Here is a 14,978-nt window from a genome sequence, read left to right on the forward strand (position 1 = left end):
GTTAGGCGAGCCTAAGTTTATAGCGTTGCCGTGGGGTCCGGGAGATCTACGGCGGGACGGCCGACCGGGCGGGGAACGGCCGCCGGGACGCGTTCGAGGACACCGCCCGCGAAGACGTCGTAGAGCGGCAGCGTCTCCAGGTGGACGTAGCCGATGTGGCAGTCGCAGGTGGTCAGCGGGCACGGACGGGGACCGAGCGCCGTCCGGTAGGAGCCGTCGTAGAGGTTGCCGAGCTCGGCGCGGACGAAGTGGCAGCGGCGGACCGTGCCGTCGCCGTCCACCGAGATCACCGACTCGCCGGTGCGGCACGGCAGTCCGGCCGAGCGGTGCGGGTGCCGGCTGTACGGGAACAGCGGGTCGAGGGCGGTCCACAGGCCGGCCTCGTCGTCGGTGTAGCCGTGGCCGTCGGCCGCGTTCACCCACAGGTAGACGTGGGCGGGCAGGTCGGCGCGCAGCCTGCGGGCGTGTTCCAGGTTCTCGGGGAGGCCGACGATGCCGACGCTGTGGCGGATGCCCCGGTCGGCGAGGTCACGCAGCTTGGCCAGGAAGCGGTCGTACGGGGTCTGCCCCGGGTGGTAGGTGCACCACAGGGCGAGCGTGTCGGGGTCGGCCTCCGCGAGCCAGTCCGTGCGGCAGCTCAGGTTGGTCTGGATGGCGACGCGCTCCACGTGCGGCTGGTGCGAGAGGTCGACGAGGGCGCGGCGGTACCAGGAGCGCACCAGCCCCTCGCCCCACGGGGTGAACAGCAGGGAGAGCCGGTCCTCCCCGGCGCGGGAGCGCGCCCAGCCGGTGAACCGTTCGAGGGCGGCCCGGTCGGCGCGCAGCTGGGCCGTGGTGTCGCGCCGCTTGGCGAAGGGGCAGTACGGGCAGTCGTAGTCGCAGGAGGCCAACGGGCCGCGGTAGAGCAGGGTGAGGTCCACGGCGGCTACTTGGCCTCGTAGGCGGCCATCGCGGCCCGTACGGCCGGCGAGAACAGCTCGGGCCCGAGCGCGTCCGAGTGGGCCAGGCCCTCGGGGCTGAGACGCAGCAGCGGGCCGGTGCCGTCCTCGTCGAGCCAGCCGCGGGCGGCGAACGCGGCCAGTTCGGCGGGGAAGTCCTCGTGCGGGCCGGCGCCGAACCGCTCCCGGTAGTCGGCGACCGGCATGCCCTGCGCCTGGAGTAGCGACTGGAGGAGGTGGCGGCGGCGCGCCTCGTCGCCGTTGGTGGGACGGCCGTGGACGGCACGGGTGAAGTCGTCGGTGGCGGTGTAGTCGTCGATGATCCCGCGGATCTCGCCCATGTCGACCGCGTAGTCGAACGAGTAGTGCAGCGAGGAGGTGTAGGAACGGGCGCCGCAGCCCAGGCCGATCATGCCGTCGGTCTGGCAGGCGTGGTCGTCCGGGCCCTGGGGCGCCGTACCGGCCAGCCGGAACATGCGCATCGACACCTGCTCGTAGCCGTGCGCGAGGAGGTGGTCCCGGCCCTGCCGGTAGAGGTTCAGGCGCTGCTCGTCCCAGGCACGGTCGGTCAGGGCGGTGCGCCGGGCGAGCCCGGTGAGCGGGCGGACGTACAAGGGGTACAGGTACAGCTCCTCGGGGCGCCAGGCGAGGGCGGCGTCCAGGGAGGTCCGCCAGGTGGCGGGGGTCTGGCCGTCGATGCCGTAGATGAGGTCGATGTTGAGGACGGGGACGCGGGCGTCGCGGATCCGGCCGAGCGCCGCCTCGACGTCGGCGCGGCGCTGGGGGCGCACGGCCGCGCGGGCCTCCTCGGCGACGAAGCTCTGGACGCCGATGCTGACACGGGTGGCGCCGCGCTCGGCGAGGACGGCGAGCCGGTCGGCGGTGGCGGTGGCCGGGGACGTCTCGACGGACAGCGGGACGGCGCGCAGGTCGGCGCCCATGCGCCGCTCGGCGATGTCGCAGAGCCGTTCCAGTTCGGGGGCCGTCAGGAAGGTGGGCGTCCCGCCGCCGAAGGCGGCGTTGGCGAAGGAGACCGGGCCGTCGTCGCCGAGGGCGTCGCGGACGGCGGTGGCCTGGCGCTCCAGGGCGTCGAGGTAGCGGCCGGTGAGCCCGTCGGGGGCGCCGATGCGGGTGAAGAGGTTGCAGAAGCCGCAGCGGACCTCGCAGAAGGGTATGTGGAGGTAGAGGGAGAGGGCGTCCTTGCGTTCGCCGTGCCACAGGTCCCGCAGGGCGGGCCGCTCGGGCAGCGGCCGGTAGGCGGTCTTGTGGGGATAGGCGTACACGTAGGAGCTGTACGGGCGGAGCTCGGGCGGTGCGGTGGCCGGGATCGGGGCGGGCGCGAGGGCGGTCATGCGGACGGCTCCAGGAAGAAGTGGGCGTACGGCACGGTCCAGACGGCCTCGTGGGCGAGGCGGTGGCCGGTGTAGCCGTCGTCGCCGTAGGTGGTGCCGTGGTCGGAGCAGACGATGGCGAAGCAGCGGCGGCGGGAGCTCATGGCGGTGAACAGCCGGCCGATGTGCCGGTCGATGTATTCGAGGGCGGCGGCGTGGGTGGCCCGCGTGTCACCGGCTTCGGCGGTGGCGCCGGCTAGGTGGAACCAGTTGGGCTGGTGCAGCGCCGAGGCGTTGACGAAGAGGAACAGCCGCTGCTCGGCGGGGAGCGCGGCGACGACCTGTTCGGCCCGCTCGACCTGTGCCTCGAAGGAGGTGGGCGACGCGACACCGAAGGCCGGTTCCCAGTGGCTCTCCTGGAACATGCCGGGGAGCACGCCGCCCAGCGCGCCCTGCTTGTTGAAGAAGCCGACGCCGCCGACACACACCGTGCGGTACCCGGCCGCGGCGAGGCCGGACACCAGGTCGGGGGTGTCGAAGACGTACGTGCGGCCGGCGGTGCTCTCGCTGCCGGCGAAACGGGCGGCGAACAGGCGGGGGTGCGGGCCGGGCCGGGCGGGGGTGGGCAGGAAGCCGGCGAACATCGCCTGATGGGAGGCGTAGGTGAAGCTGCCCGGGGCGTGCCGCTCCTCCCAGACGCCCCCGGGCAGGTGCCGGGCCAGGTTCGGAATGCGTCCGGCGGCGGCCAGTTCGACGGCGACGTCGTGGCGCAGGGTGTCCAGGGTGAGCAGGAGCAGGTCGTCGCGGCCGACGACCTCGTTCATGTCGGGGAGCGGGAGCGGGGGCGCTGGGGTCTCAGGCGGGTGCACGGTGGTTCCTCGTGGGGTGGTGCTGTACGTGTCTTCGGATGGCGGCGGCCACCTGCGCGGCATAGGTGTCCTGGCCCTCGGCGCCGCTTCCGGGCAGTCCGGTCAGGCCCGGCAGGAGGTCGCCGAAGGCGTTGACCTCGGCGACGGCGAACCGGCGCCAGCCGACCGCGGGCAGCAGGTCCACACCGACGCAGAGGGTGTTCGGGAAGCAGGCGGCCGCCCGCTCGCAGGTCCGCAGGGCCTCGGCCCAGGCGGGGCCCGCCGCCCGGACCGCGGCGGCCAGGTCGCCTCGCCGGCCGCCGAGATGGAGGTTCGTCATGGGGGTCCGGCTGGTGCGGACCACGGCGTGAGTGGCCCGGCCGGCCACGACGACCACGCGCAGGTCGGCCGCCCCGTCCCCGAGGGAGGCCTTGGGCCACCAGCGTTCGACGTGGAGTCCGTCGGGGGCGAGGGCGTCGACCAGCGCGGCGACCTCCGGCTCGCGCGTGAGGCGCCGTACCCGCAGGGAGTTGTGCAGCCGGCCGCCCTCCGCGCTCTCCACGGAGGTGATCGCCCTGATCCGGCCCCCGGCGGCCGTCTCGACGGCCACGACCCCGGCGGCCGAGGACCCGTGGGCCGGCTTCAGGAACACCCGCGGCATGCCGTGCGCGGCCATGAGGGCCCGTACGTCCTCCCAGCCGCGTACGGGGGCGTCGCCGCCGGAGGTCGGCGACCGCGGCACGGGGACCCCGGCGCGGGCGAGGACCTCGTGGCAGAGCCGCTTGTCGAAGAGGACGGCCAGCTCGTCGGGGTCGTCCAGGCGCAGGCCGCCGGTCAGCGACCGGACCGCCCCCGTGAAGGCGGCGTACCAGCGGGCCCCGCCCTCCACCCGGGTGGGGTCGCCGGCGCCGCGCAGGAGCCGGTCGACCTCGGCGTTCTCCCCGGGCGACTCGATCCGCACGATCTCGTCCGCGGCGAAGGCCGCGCCGCCGCCGCGCAGGACGTCCGTCCAGGGCACGACACGCGGCGCGGGCAGCCCGGCGTCGCGCAGCGCCCCGGAGAACAGGGCGACGCGCCGGTTCTCCGGATTGCCGACGACCGCCCAGCGCGGCGGTGGTGCGTGATCCGTCATGGCCCGCGCGCTACTCGCCGACGGCGACGTAGCGCCAGACCCGGCCGTCGTCCTCGTCCTCTTCGGCGTGGCCGCGGTCCAGGTCGAGGGTGACGCCGGCGCCGCCGAGAACCTCCTGGAAGCGCTCGCGCAGCGGCGCACCGAGGTAGTTGTGGTGCAGGTCCAGCTTCTTGAGGTGCGTCAGGGGCTGTCCGGAGAGCAGGGCGGCGCCGCCCTGGTCGGTGAGGACGCCCATCGACAGGTCGAAGGTCTCGAGGCGGGCGACGACGGGAGCGGACGCGACGGCGGTGGCGATCTCGTCCTGGATGTCGCTGTTGCGCAGGCCCAGGTGACGCAGGCGCGGCAGGCGGTCGCCGTCGAGGATCGGTGCCAGGTCGGTGATCGCCGCGTCCCCGCCGTACTCGCTCGTGCCGAGCCACAGGTCGAGGTGGACCAGGGCGGGCAGGTCACTGGCGGCGACGCCGCGGACCGCCTCGGCGGGCATGCCGCCGGTCTCCACGGTCAGGGAGTGCAGCCTGCGGTGCGTGACGGCGGGGAAGACCAGTCCGGAGCCGCCGCGCACGCCGAACTCCTCCAGCTCCGGGAAGCCGTCGAGGAGCGGGCCGACGTCGCTCTGGTTGATCCAGGAGATCTCGCACTGCTCGGACTCCATGTCCCCGAGGAACAGGCCCCTCAGCGCGGGCAGGCGCAGGCGTGCGTCGAGGAGGGCGTCGATGATCTCCTCGGGCCCGGTGTCGTAGGCCTCCTCCCAGGAGCCGACGACGATCGCGCGGACCAGGGTGGTGTCGACCGCGGCGGTGAACCGGGCGAACGCCTCGGTCCAGCTCTCCTCGCTGTCGTAGCTGTCGCAGGAGATCCGCCACGCGACGGCGTCCGCCGCGGGCAGCGGGGTCGTGTCCGCGTCCTCCGGGGTCGGGAAGTCGAAGACGGGCAGCCCGCACGATTCCGTCAGGTGTCTCGGGTAACTCATGGGGTGCCCGCCGTTCCTCGCCTGTCGCGTCCGATGTGCTGCAAGTTGTACCAAGGGGCACTGACAGGGGCCGAGGCAGGGGCCGGTGCACAGGGGACGCGGGGCGGGTGCGGGCCGGGTGCGGGCCGGGCGGAAGGCCGTTGTCAGACGTGCCCCCTACCTTCGGAGAAGAACGCGGCGCACCGGGCGGCGCGGGAGAAGGGGACACCCATGTACCGGCAGGGGGACGTGCTCATCGTGCCGCTCGACGAGTCGGCGGTGCCGCCGCACGCGGCCGACGCGGAACAGGAGCCGCGGGACGGGCGGGGCCGGATGGTCCTCGCACTGGGCGAGGTCACCGGGCACGCCCACGCAGTGCTCGGGCCCGGGCGGCTCGTCCGCGAGCCGGGGGACTTCGGTCCGCTGCTGCTCCATCTCCCGGACGGCGGGCGGGTGGTGCACGAGGAGCACGCCGCGATACCCCTGCCCAAGGGCTGGTACCGGGTCGTGCGACAGCGCGAGTACCTGCCCGGAGCGGTACGGATCGTGGCGGACTGACAGCGTGTCGGACAGTGGGGGGAGCGGGATCGTGACGACGGACATCGACGTGTGGAGGGCGGCCGCGGCGGCCACCGGGCCGGCCGACCGCGTGGCCGCGGAGGCCGGGGTGCGCCTGGCGTACCGGGCCGCGGGCCTGGCGGAGCCGGAGCGGATCGTCTGGGCGGACTCGCCCAGGGAAGCGGTGCGCCTGCTCGGCGGGGACGACGGGCCGTGCGGGCCGGCCGCGCGCGGGCGCGGCGTACGGGAGGCGGTGCGCAGCGCGCCGTGGGCCGCCGAGCGGGACCGGGCACAGCGGAGGCTCGGCCCGCAGGGCTGGGGGCGGCACTGGAGTGCGACGGGCGGCCGCCTGTGGGAGAACACGGAACGCCTGGCGGAACGGGTCCGCAGCGGTCTCGTCGAGGAGCTGACGGCCGGGGCCGAGGCCCCCGCGGCCGCGGAGGGGTCGCTGCGCCTGCTCCTCCTGGACGCGGTGCTCGGGCAGCACGACGCGGCCTGGCTGTGCGCCTTCGACACGCAGGAGGGCACACCCCTGCACGGACTCGGTGTCCTGGCCCGCTCGGCCGGCTGGTGGTGGCCCTACGAACGGCTGGCCGTGCTGTGCGAGCGCCCGGTGGAGCTGCACCGGGACGAGGCGGGCAGGCTGGACCGCGGGGACGGCCCGGCGCTGGCGTTCCCCGACGGGTTCGCGCTGTACGCGTGGCGGGGCATGCCCGTTCCGGCCGAATTCCTGGCCGGACTGGGCACTCTGACGCCGGAGCGGATCCGGGAGGAGGCGAACGCCGAACTGCGCCGGGTGATGCTGGAGTTCTACGGGTACGACCGCTATCTGCGGGAGTCGGGGGCCGCCCCCGTGCACCGGGACGAGACGGGTGTCCTGTGGCGCATACCCATGCCGGACGACGAGGCCGTCGCGATGGTGGAGGTCGTCAACTCGACGCCGGAGCCCGACGGCACCAGCCGCACCTACTGGCTGCGGGTACCGCCGACGACCCGGACCGCCCGCCAGGGCGTGGCCTGGACGTTCGGCCTGGAACCCGAGGCGTACGCACCGCTCCGGGAGACGTGACCTGCACCTCACCGGAAGTGACGTGCAGTCGAAGGCGCCCCGCAGCCCCGCGGCGCGACCGTCTGCAACCAGGTCCAGGTCCAGGTCCAGGTGCTGAGCACGGGCCCGGTACAGCCGGGACGAGGCCGGAAGTTCGATCGCGACGGGGCGCCGGGCCTACCGGCGCACCTTCGGCGCCGCCGGCAACCGGCTCTTCTGGGTGCGGCCCGGGGTTGAGCCGGCGGCCGGGGAAGGCGATGCCGTCCTCGTTCCGGCGATGTCGCTCGAAGAGGCCGGGGCTGTAGGAGTACTTCACGAAGGCGTGACGTCCCCCCCGGCGCGCCGGACCGCCGTACCGCTCGACACTGCCGGCGCGCGGACGTCGCCGGTCGTCGGGTGCAGGTGTCGCTCTCCTGCCCCGCGGCCCTCAGCAGGTGTTCCCCCACCGGCACGGCGCGGTCGACGTGGACCTGCTTCCCGGTCCTCGCGTGGAAGCGCAGGGAGCCGGCCGGCCCGACGTACGGCCTTGGCGGACAGGTGTCGGTGCCGAGGGTCTGTCCCGGCATCCGGGCGGTGCGCCGGCCGTCATAGGTGCGGAGCAGGGTGCCGGCGATTCCGCCCAGGGTGCGCCGTACCTCCGCGTCCGGGCGGGCCGGGACACCGCCCTCGGCCGCGACGGTGTCGCTCGTCAGAGGCGTCATGGGGTCACCCGTCCCTCCGGCCGGCTGCCAGGCACGACACGACGGACCTCACCCGGGCGGGGACGCCCAGCTGCCTGCGGGTGCATCCGCCGCGCCCCCACCGAAGAGTCGTTCCCTATGTCCATTTTTCGGGCGTTTTGGCGCGTGAAGCAGAACACTCTCTGCAATGCATTGCGCATGGGTTTCGGGAGTCGGGGCAGGCGGCCGGACCAAGTCGGTCTGACCGACAGGGGGACTCAAAGGAACGAAAGGCAATACGTACCGTGACGGCAGCACAGCAGACCATCCACGTGGGCGGAGAGTGGCGCGCAGCCCTGTCCGGCGCCACGCGCGAGATCATCGACCCCGTCGACGCGACCCCCTTCGAGGTCGTGGCGGAGGGCGGCGTCCCGGACACCGACGACGCCGTGGCCGCGGCGCGCGCCGCGTTCGACTTCGGTGCCTGGCCGCGCACGCCCGTCGCCGAGCGGGCCGCCCTGCTGCGCCGGGTCGCCGCACTGCTGGAGCGCGACCGCGAGCGGATCGGCGCCCTGGAGAGCCGGGACGCGGGCAAGACGCTGGAGGAAGGCCGCATCGACGTCGACTGCGTCCGCGACGCCTTCCGCTACTTCGCCGGCCTCGTGGAGAACGAGAACGGCGGCGGACGGGTCGTCGACGCCGGTTCGGACGAGATCCGCAGCGTCGTCGTGCACGAGCCGGTCGGCGTCTGCGCCCTGATCACTCCGTGGAACTACCCGCTGCTCCAGGCCAGCTGGAAGATCGCGCCCGCGCTCGCCGCCGGCAACACCTTCGTGATCAAGCCCAGCGAGATCACCCCGCTGACCACCGTCGTGCTGGTCGAACTGCTCCTGGAAGCCGGCCTGCCGCTCGGCGCGGCCAACGTCGTCACCGGTCCGGGCGACACGGTCGGCGCCCGGCTGGCCGAGCACCCCGATGTCGACCTCGTCTCGTTCACGGGCGGTCTCGTCAGCGGCACGAAGGTCGCCCGGTCCGCGGCCGACAGCGTCAAGAAGGTCGCACTCGAACTGGGCGGCAAGAACCCCAACGTCGTCTTCGCCGACGCCTGTTCGACGCCCGACGGCTTCGACACCGCCGTCGACCAGGCGCTCAACGCCGCCTTCATCCACAGCGGCCAGGTCTGCTCCGCCGGCTCCCGCCTCATCGTCGAGGAGCCGCTGCGCGACCGTTTCGTCGCCGAGCTCTCCCGCCGGGCCGAACTGATCCGGCTGGGACGCGGCACCGACGCGGGCGTCGAGTGCGGCCCGCTCGTCTCCGCGGCCCAGCTGGCGCGGACCGAGGCGTACGTGGCGTCCGCCCTCGCCGAGGGCGCGGTCCTGCGCGCGGGCGGCGGGAGGCCGGCCGGCCCCGGCTACTTCTTCCGGCCCACGGTCCTCGACCGGTGCCACCGCGGCATGCGCGTCGTCCGCGAGGAGGTCTTCGGCCCCGTCCTCACCGTGGAGACCTTCCGCACGGAGGAAGAGGCCGTCGCCCTCGCCAACGACACCGAGTACGGCCTCGCCGGAGCGGTGTGGACCTCCGACGAACACCGGGCCCGGCGGGTCGCCGGCCTGCTGCGGCACGGCACCGTCTGGATCAACGACTTCCATCCCTACCTGCCGCAGGCGGAATGGGGCGGCTTCGGGAAGTCCGGCATCGGCCGCGAGCTGGGCCCCGGCGGTCTCGCCGAATACCGCGAGGCCAAGCACATCTACCAGAACCTCGCTCCGCGACCCGTGCGCTGGTTCGCGGGCACGACGACGGCGAAGGGCTGAGCATGAACGACCACCACGTGTACGACTACGTCGTCGTCGGCGGCGGCACCGCCGGATCCGTCATCGCGTCCCGGCTGACCGAGGACCCCGGCGTCAGCGTCGCCGTCATCGAGGGCGGCCCCAGCGACGTCGGCCGCGACGACGTCCTCACCCTGCGCCGCTGGATGGGCCTGCTCGGCGGTGAGCTCGACTACGACTACCCCACGACCGAGCAGCCCCGGGGCAACTCGCACATCCGCCACAGCCGTGCGCGGGTGCTGGGCGGCTGTTCCTCGCACAACACCCTCATCGCCTTCAAACCCCTCCCCTCCGACTGGGACGAGTGGGCCGAAGCCGGTGCCGACGGGTGGGACGCGGAAGCCATGCACCCCTACTTCGCCCGGCTGCGCAACAACATCGTCCCCGTCGGCGAGGCCGACCGGAACGCGATCGCCCGGGACTTCGTCGATGCGGCGCAGACCGCGCTCGGCGTGCCGCGGATAGAGGGCTTCAACCGGCGCCCCTTCGACGAAGGCGTCGGTTTCTTCGACCTCGCCTACCACCCGGAGAACAACAAGCGCTCGTCCGCCTCCGTCGCCTATCTGCACCCTTTCCTGGACCGGCCGAACCTGCACATAGCCCTGGAGACCTGGGCGTTCCGGCTGGAACTGGAGGGCACCCGCGCCACCGGCGTGCACATCCGTACCAAGGAGGGCGCGGAGCACGTCGTACGCGCCCGGCGCGAGGTCCTGGTGTGCGCCGGGGCCGTGGACACCCCGCGCCTGCTGCTGCACTCCGGCATCGGGCCGCGCGCCGACCTGGAGAAGCTCGGCATCCCCGTCGTGCACGACCTGCCGGGCGTCGGGGAGAACCTGCTCGACCACCCCGAGTCGGTCATCGTGTGGGAGACGCACGGGCCGATCCCGGAGAACTCCGCGATGGACTCCGACGCCGGACTGTTCGTCCGCCGGGACCCAGGAGCCGAGGGCCCCGACCTGATGTTCCACTTCTACCAGATCCCCTTCACCGACAATCCGGAGCGCCTGGGCTACGAACGGCCCGCGCACGGCGTGTCGATGACCCCGAACATCCCCAAGCCGCGCAGCCGCGGCCGGCTCTACCTGACGAGCGCCGACCCCCAGGTCAAGCCCGCGCTCGACTTCCGGTACTTCACCGACGAGGACGACTACGACGGCCGGACCCTCGTCGACGGGATCCGCATCGCCCGGCGGATCGCGGCGAGCGAACCCCTGGCCGGCTGGCTCAAGCGGGAGGTGTGCCCGGGTCCCGAGGTGACCTCCGACGAGGAACTCAGCGCGTACGCCCGCCGGGTCGCGCACACCGTCTACCACCCCGCCGGCACCTGCCGGATGGGGGCCGCCGACGACGAACTCGCCGTCGTCACGCCCGATCTGAAGATCCGGGGCCTCGACGGCGTCCGGATAGCCGACGCGTCCGTCTTCCCCACCATGACCGCCGTCAACCCCATGATCGGCGTGCTCATGGTCGGCGAGAAATGCGCCGACCTGCTGGGAGGAACCACCCGATGACAACGCCGCACGCAACACCGCACACCGCGACCGGGCCGCAGCCGCCGGCCGAGCACGTGTTCTCCGTACGCGGTCTGTGGAAGGTCTTCGGTCCGAAGGCGGACCGCGTGCCCGCGGACAAGGAGCTCGGCGCCCTCGGCGCGGCCGAGCTGCGCGAACGCACCGGCTGCACCGCCGCCGTCCGCGACGTCTCCTTCGACGTCCGCAAGGGCGAGGTCTTCGTCGTCATGGGCCTGTCGGGCTCGGGCAAGTCCACGCTCGTACGCTGCCTGACCCGGCTCATCGAACCGACCTCGGGCACGATCTCCATCGACGGCGAGGACGTGCTGTCCATGGACACCGGCCGGCTCCGCGAGCTGCGCCGGCACCGGGCGGCCATGGTCTTCCAGCACTTCGGGCTGCTCCCGCACCGGACGGTGCTCGACAACATCGCCTACGGGCTGGAGATCCAGGGCGTGGGACGCGGCGAACGGCGCGACCGGGCGGCCGAGTTCGCGACCAAGGTCGGCCTGGACGGCCTGGAGCACCGCAGGCCGGGCCAGTTGTCCGGCGGCCAGCAGCAGCGCGTCGGCCTGGCCCGCGCCCTCGCAGTGGACCCGGAAGTCCTGCTGTTCGACGAGCCGTTCAGCGCGCTGGACCCGCTCATCCGCCGGGACATGCAGGAGGAGGTCGTACGCCTGCACCGCGAGGAGGGCCGCACGATGGTCTTCATCACGCACGACCTGAGCGAGGCACTGAAGCTCGGCGACCGCATCGCGCTGATGCGTGACGGCCGGATCGTGCAGCTCGGCACGCCGGAAGAGATCGTCGGCGCCCCCGCCGACGACTACGTCCGGGACTTCGTCCGTGACGTGCCGCGCGAGCAGGTGCTGACCGTGCGCTCGGCGATGCGCCCGGCACGCGCCGACGAGTCCGAGGCAGGCCCGGCGCTCGCCCCGAGCGCCACCGTCCACGAGGCCATCGAGGCCGTCGCCCGTACCGGCGAGAACGCGCGCGTCGTCGAGGACGGCCGGTGCCTCGGGGTGGTCGACCACGTGGGACTCCTCGGTGTCGTCGCCGGGGTCCCGGCCGCGACCGGGAAGGCGGTGGCCTGATGTACGGCCATACGACCTGGCCGCCGCCGTGCGGCACGGCCGGCGCCGACGCCGGCGCCGGCGCGGTGCCGGCCGACGCCGGGCGGTGGGGCCGATGACCACCACCCTCACCCCCGCTCCGCAGGCCCCCCCGCCCACGACCACGACCACGACCGCGCCCCCCACCGACGGCGGACCCGGTGTGCTGCGCACGCTCGCGCACCACCGCGCCCGGCTCATCGGCGTCTGCGCGGTGCTCGCGCTCGTCCTCGGCTGCGTACTCCTGGGCGCCGGGAACTGGCCGGCGTCGCTCTCCGCCGACCTGTCCGGACCGCTCGGGCGCGCCAGCGACTGGATCATCGACAACCGCGACGGCCACCCGCTCTTCCTCTACTTCTTCGGGCACGTCAGCAACACGGTGGTCGTGTCCGTCCGCGCCGTGTACCTGGTGCTGCTCGCCCTCGGCTGGGCCGGTGTCACCGCCGCCGCCGCACTGCTGGCCTGGCGGGTGGCGGGAGTCCGGCTCGCGCTCACCTCCGCCGCCGCCTTCGCCGTGTGCGGACTGCTCGGCATGTGGGTGCCCACCATGCAGACGCTCGCCCTGATGGTGGTCGCCGTCGCCGCGTCCGTCCTGCTCGGAGGTCTCCTCGGGCTGGCCGCCGGTCTGTCGGACCGTATGCACCGGATCCTGCGGCCCGTGCTGGACACCATGCAGGTGCTGCCGGCCTTCGCCTACCTCCTGCCCATCGTCCTCGTCTTCGGCATCGGCGTGCCCGCGGCCGTCCTGGCGACCGTCGTCTACGCCGCCCCGCCCATGGCCCGCCTCACCGCGCTCGGACTGCGCGACGCCGACGCCGGCGTCGTGGAGGCCGCCACCTCGCTCGGCGCCACCGGCAGGCAGCGGCTGCTGACGGCCCGGCTGCCGCTGGCCCGCAAGGAACTGCTGCTCGGCGTCAACCAGTCGATCATGATGGCGCTGGGAATGGCCGTGATCGCGTCCGTCATCGGCGCGGGCGGTCTCGGCGACCGCGTCTACCAGGCACTGGCCTCCGTCGACGTCGGCGCCGCGCTCGCCGCCGGTGTGCCGATCGTGCTGCTCGCCGTCGTCCTGGACCGCGTCACCGCCGCCGCGGGGGAGCGGATCGGCGCCCCCACGGCCCCCCGGAGCGGGCTCGCCCGGTCCGTCACCGCCCTGCTGACCGCCGCGGTCGTCGTCGGCGGCCGCCTCGTCGACGGGCTCTCCTGGCCCGACGCGTGGACGGTGGACATCGCCGGGCACGTCAACGGAACGGTCGACTGGATGACCGCCCACCTCTACTCCGGAGTGCCCCTCGTCGGCGGCACCGCGGACTGGGCGGGGCACTTCACCACGTGGGTCCTGAACCCCCTGCGCGACGGAATGCAGTGGCTGCCCTGGTGGACGGTCCTGCTCACCGTCGGCGCACTCGCCCTGCTCATCGGCACCTGGCGCACCGCCACGACCGCCGTCCTCGCAATGGCCGCGATCGGCGTCCTCGGCGTCTGGGACCCGGCGCTCGACACCCTGTCCCAGGTCCTGGCCGCCGTCACCGTGACCCTGCTGATCGGCTTCGCCCTCGGCGTCGCCGCGGCCCGCAGCAGCCGCCTGGGGCGCGCGCTGCGTCCGGTGCTCGACGTCTTCCAGACGATGCCGCAGTTCGTGTACCTGATCCCCGTCGTCGCCCTCTTCGGCGTGGGCCGCGCCCCGGCCGCCGCGGCCGCCGTGGTCTACGCGCTGCCCGCGGTGGTGCGGATCACGGCCCAGGGCGTGCGCGCGGTGGACCCGGCCGCGCTGGAGGCCGCACGCTCGATGGGCGCGACCGGACGGCAGCAACTGCTCCAGGTCCAGCTGCCGCTGGCACGGCCCGCACTGCTGCTGGCCGTCAACCAGGGTGTGGTGCTGGTCCTTGCCGTGGTCGTCATCGGCGGCCTCGTGGGGGGTGGCGCGCTCGGCTACGACGCGGTCTTCGGCCTCGCCCAGGGCGACCTGGCGACCGGTCTGGTCGCCGGTGCGGCGATCGTCTGCCTCGGCCTGATGCTCGACCGCGTCACCCAGCCGACAGCACGCCGCGACCCCGCCGGAAAGGGGGCCTGAGATGGCTCACGCACGACGCACCCGCCCCGCCGCACTCGCGGTCGGCCTCGCCGTCGCCCTGACGGCCCTCACCGGCTGCGGCGCCGCCGACATGACCCGCCAGGCCTCCCCGTACGCCGACGCGAAGGGCTCCCGCACGGTGACGCTGTCCGTGCAGTCGTGGGTGGGCGCCCAGGCCAACGTCGCCGTCGCCCAGTACCTGCTGGAGCACGAGCTCGGCTACCGGGTGGACACCGTACAGATCGACGAGGTACCCGCCTGGGACGCACTCAGCCAGGGCCGGGTGGACGCCATCCTGGAGGACTGGGGCCACCCCGAGCAGGAGAAGCGGTACGTCGACGACAAGGCGACGATCGCGCGGGGCGGCGACCTCGGAGTGACCGGCCACATCGGCTGGTTCGTGCCGACGTACTTCGCGGAGGAGCACCCGGACGTCACCGACTGGAAGAACCTGGACAAGTACGCCGCCGAGTTCCGCACGGCGGAGAGCGGCGGCAAGGGCCAGCTCCTGGACGGATCCCCGTCCTACGTGACGAACGACAAGGCCCTCGTGAAGAACCTGGACCTCGACTACCAGGTCGTGTTCGCGGGATCGGAGGCCGCGCAGATCACCCAGATCAGACAGTTCGCCAAGGAGAAGAAGCCGTTCCTGAGTTACTGGTACAACCCCCAGTGGCTGTTCGAGAAGGTCCCGATGACGGAGGTGCAGCTGCCCGCCTACGAGGAGGGCTGTGACGCCGACCCGCAGAAGGTGGCCTGCGCGTACCCGCACACGCCGCTGCAGAAGTTCCTCAACGCCCGCTTCGCGGACGGCGGAGGTGACGCCGCGGCCTTCCTGAAGAAGTTCCGGTGGACGACCGAGATGCAGAACGACGTCGCCCTGATGATCGCCGAGGAGAAGCTGTCGCCGCAGGAAGCGGCCGGCCGCTGGGTGAAGCAGAACGAGGCCACCTGGCGGTCATGGCTCCCGTCCTGACCCGGAGGCC

At 73.5% G+C, this 14,978-nt stretch carries 12 protein-coding genes; 7 read left to right on the forward strand and 5 right to left on the reverse strand.

The features are described from left to right. Nucleotides 1–17: 17 nt before the first annotated feature. Genes KO717_RS31310 through KO717_RS31330 form a run of 5 tightly spaced genes read right to left on the reverse strand, consistent with a single transcriptional unit; the run spans nt 18 to nt 5,219 of the window. On the reverse strand, nt 18–920 hold the full coding sequence (locus tag KO717_RS31310) for an STM4011 family radical SAM protein (RefSeq protein ID WP_301372810.1): 903 nt from the start codon (nt 918–920) through the stop codon (nt 18–20). A gap of 5 nt (nt 921–925) precedes the next feature. Then, a complete protein-coding gene (locus KO717_RS31315) occupies nt 926–2,290 on the reverse strand; it encodes an STM4012 family radical SAM protein (RefSeq protein WP_301372811.1) in 1,365 nt (454 codons plus the stop codon). Then, complete coding sequence (locus KO717_RS31320) at nt 2,287–3,093, reverse strand: STM4013/SEN3800 family hydrolase (protein ID WP_301372812.1); 807 nt, start codon at nt 3,091–3,093, stop codon at nt 2,287–2,289. Before KO717_RS31320 ends, KO717_RS31315 begins: the two co-directional genes overlap by 4 nt. Before the next feature lie 31 nt (nt 3,094–3,124). Next, nucleotides 3,125–4,249, reverse strand: a complete 1,125-nt coding sequence (locus tag KO717_RS31325) for an STM4014 family protein (protein ID WP_301372813.1) — start codon at nt 4,247–4,249, stop codon at nt 3,125–3,127. A 10-nt stretch (nt 4,250–4,259) separates the two neighbouring features. Continuing rightward, nucleotides 4,260–5,219, reverse strand: coding sequence for an STM4015 family protein (locus tag KO717_RS31330; RefSeq protein WP_301372814.1), 960 nt, complete (start codon nt 5,217–5,219; stop codon nt 4,260–4,262). Between the two features lie 210 nt (nt 5,220–5,429). Here KO717_RS31330 and KO717_RS31335 point away from each other — a divergent pair, with 210 nt between their 5' ends. From KO717_RS31335 to KO717_RS31365, 7 genes are all read left to right on the forward strand, one after another. After that, complete coding sequence (locus KO717_RS31335) at nt 5,430–5,756, forward strand: hypothetical protein (protein ID WP_301372815.1); 327 nt, start codon at nt 5,430–5,432, stop codon at nt 5,754–5,756. Nucleotides 5,757–5,787: 31 nt separating this feature from the next. Further along, nucleotides 5,788–6,825, forward strand: a complete 1,038-nt coding sequence (locus KO717_RS31340) for a DUF6745 domain-containing protein (RefSeq protein ID WP_301372816.1) — start codon at nt 5,788–5,790, stop codon at nt 6,823–6,825. 943 nt (nt 6,826–7,768) lie between these two features. Next, entirely contained in the window at nt 7,769–9,277 is a 1,509-nt protein-coding gene (locus tag KO717_RS31345; RefSeq protein WP_301372817.1) for an aldehyde dehydrogenase family protein, read from the forward strand. Between the two features lie 2 nt (nt 9,278–9,279). Then, nucleotides 9,280–10,806 (forward strand): GMC family oxidoreductase, encoded by a 1,527-nt coding sequence (locus tag KO717_RS31350; protein WP_301372818.1) that lies wholly within the window; start codon nt 9,280–9,282, stop codon nt 10,804–10,806. Further along, complete coding sequence (locus KO717_RS31355; RefSeq protein WP_301372819.1) at nt 10,803–11,900, forward strand: quaternary amine ABC transporter ATP-binding protein; 1,098 nt, start codon at nt 10,803–10,805, stop codon at nt 11,898–11,900. Before KO717_RS31350 ends, KO717_RS31355 begins: the two co-directional genes overlap by 4 nt. Before the next feature lie 94 nt (nt 11,901–11,994). Then, a complete protein-coding gene (locus tag KO717_RS31360; protein ID WP_301372820.1) occupies nt 11,995–13,992 on the forward strand; it encodes an ABC transporter permease subunit in 1,998 nt (665 codons plus the stop codon). Between the two features lies 1 nt (nt 13,993). Beyond that, entirely contained in the window at nt 13,994–14,968 is a 975-nt protein-coding gene (locus KO717_RS31365; protein ID WP_301372821.1) for an ABC transporter substrate-binding protein, read from the forward strand. The last annotated feature ends 10 nt before the right edge of the window (nt 14,969–14,978 follow it).

This window comes from Streptomyces xanthophaeus, assembly GCF_030440515.1.
Lineage (GTDB): Bacteria > Actinomycetota > Actinomycetes > Streptomycetales > Streptomycetaceae > Streptomyces > Streptomyces kutzneri.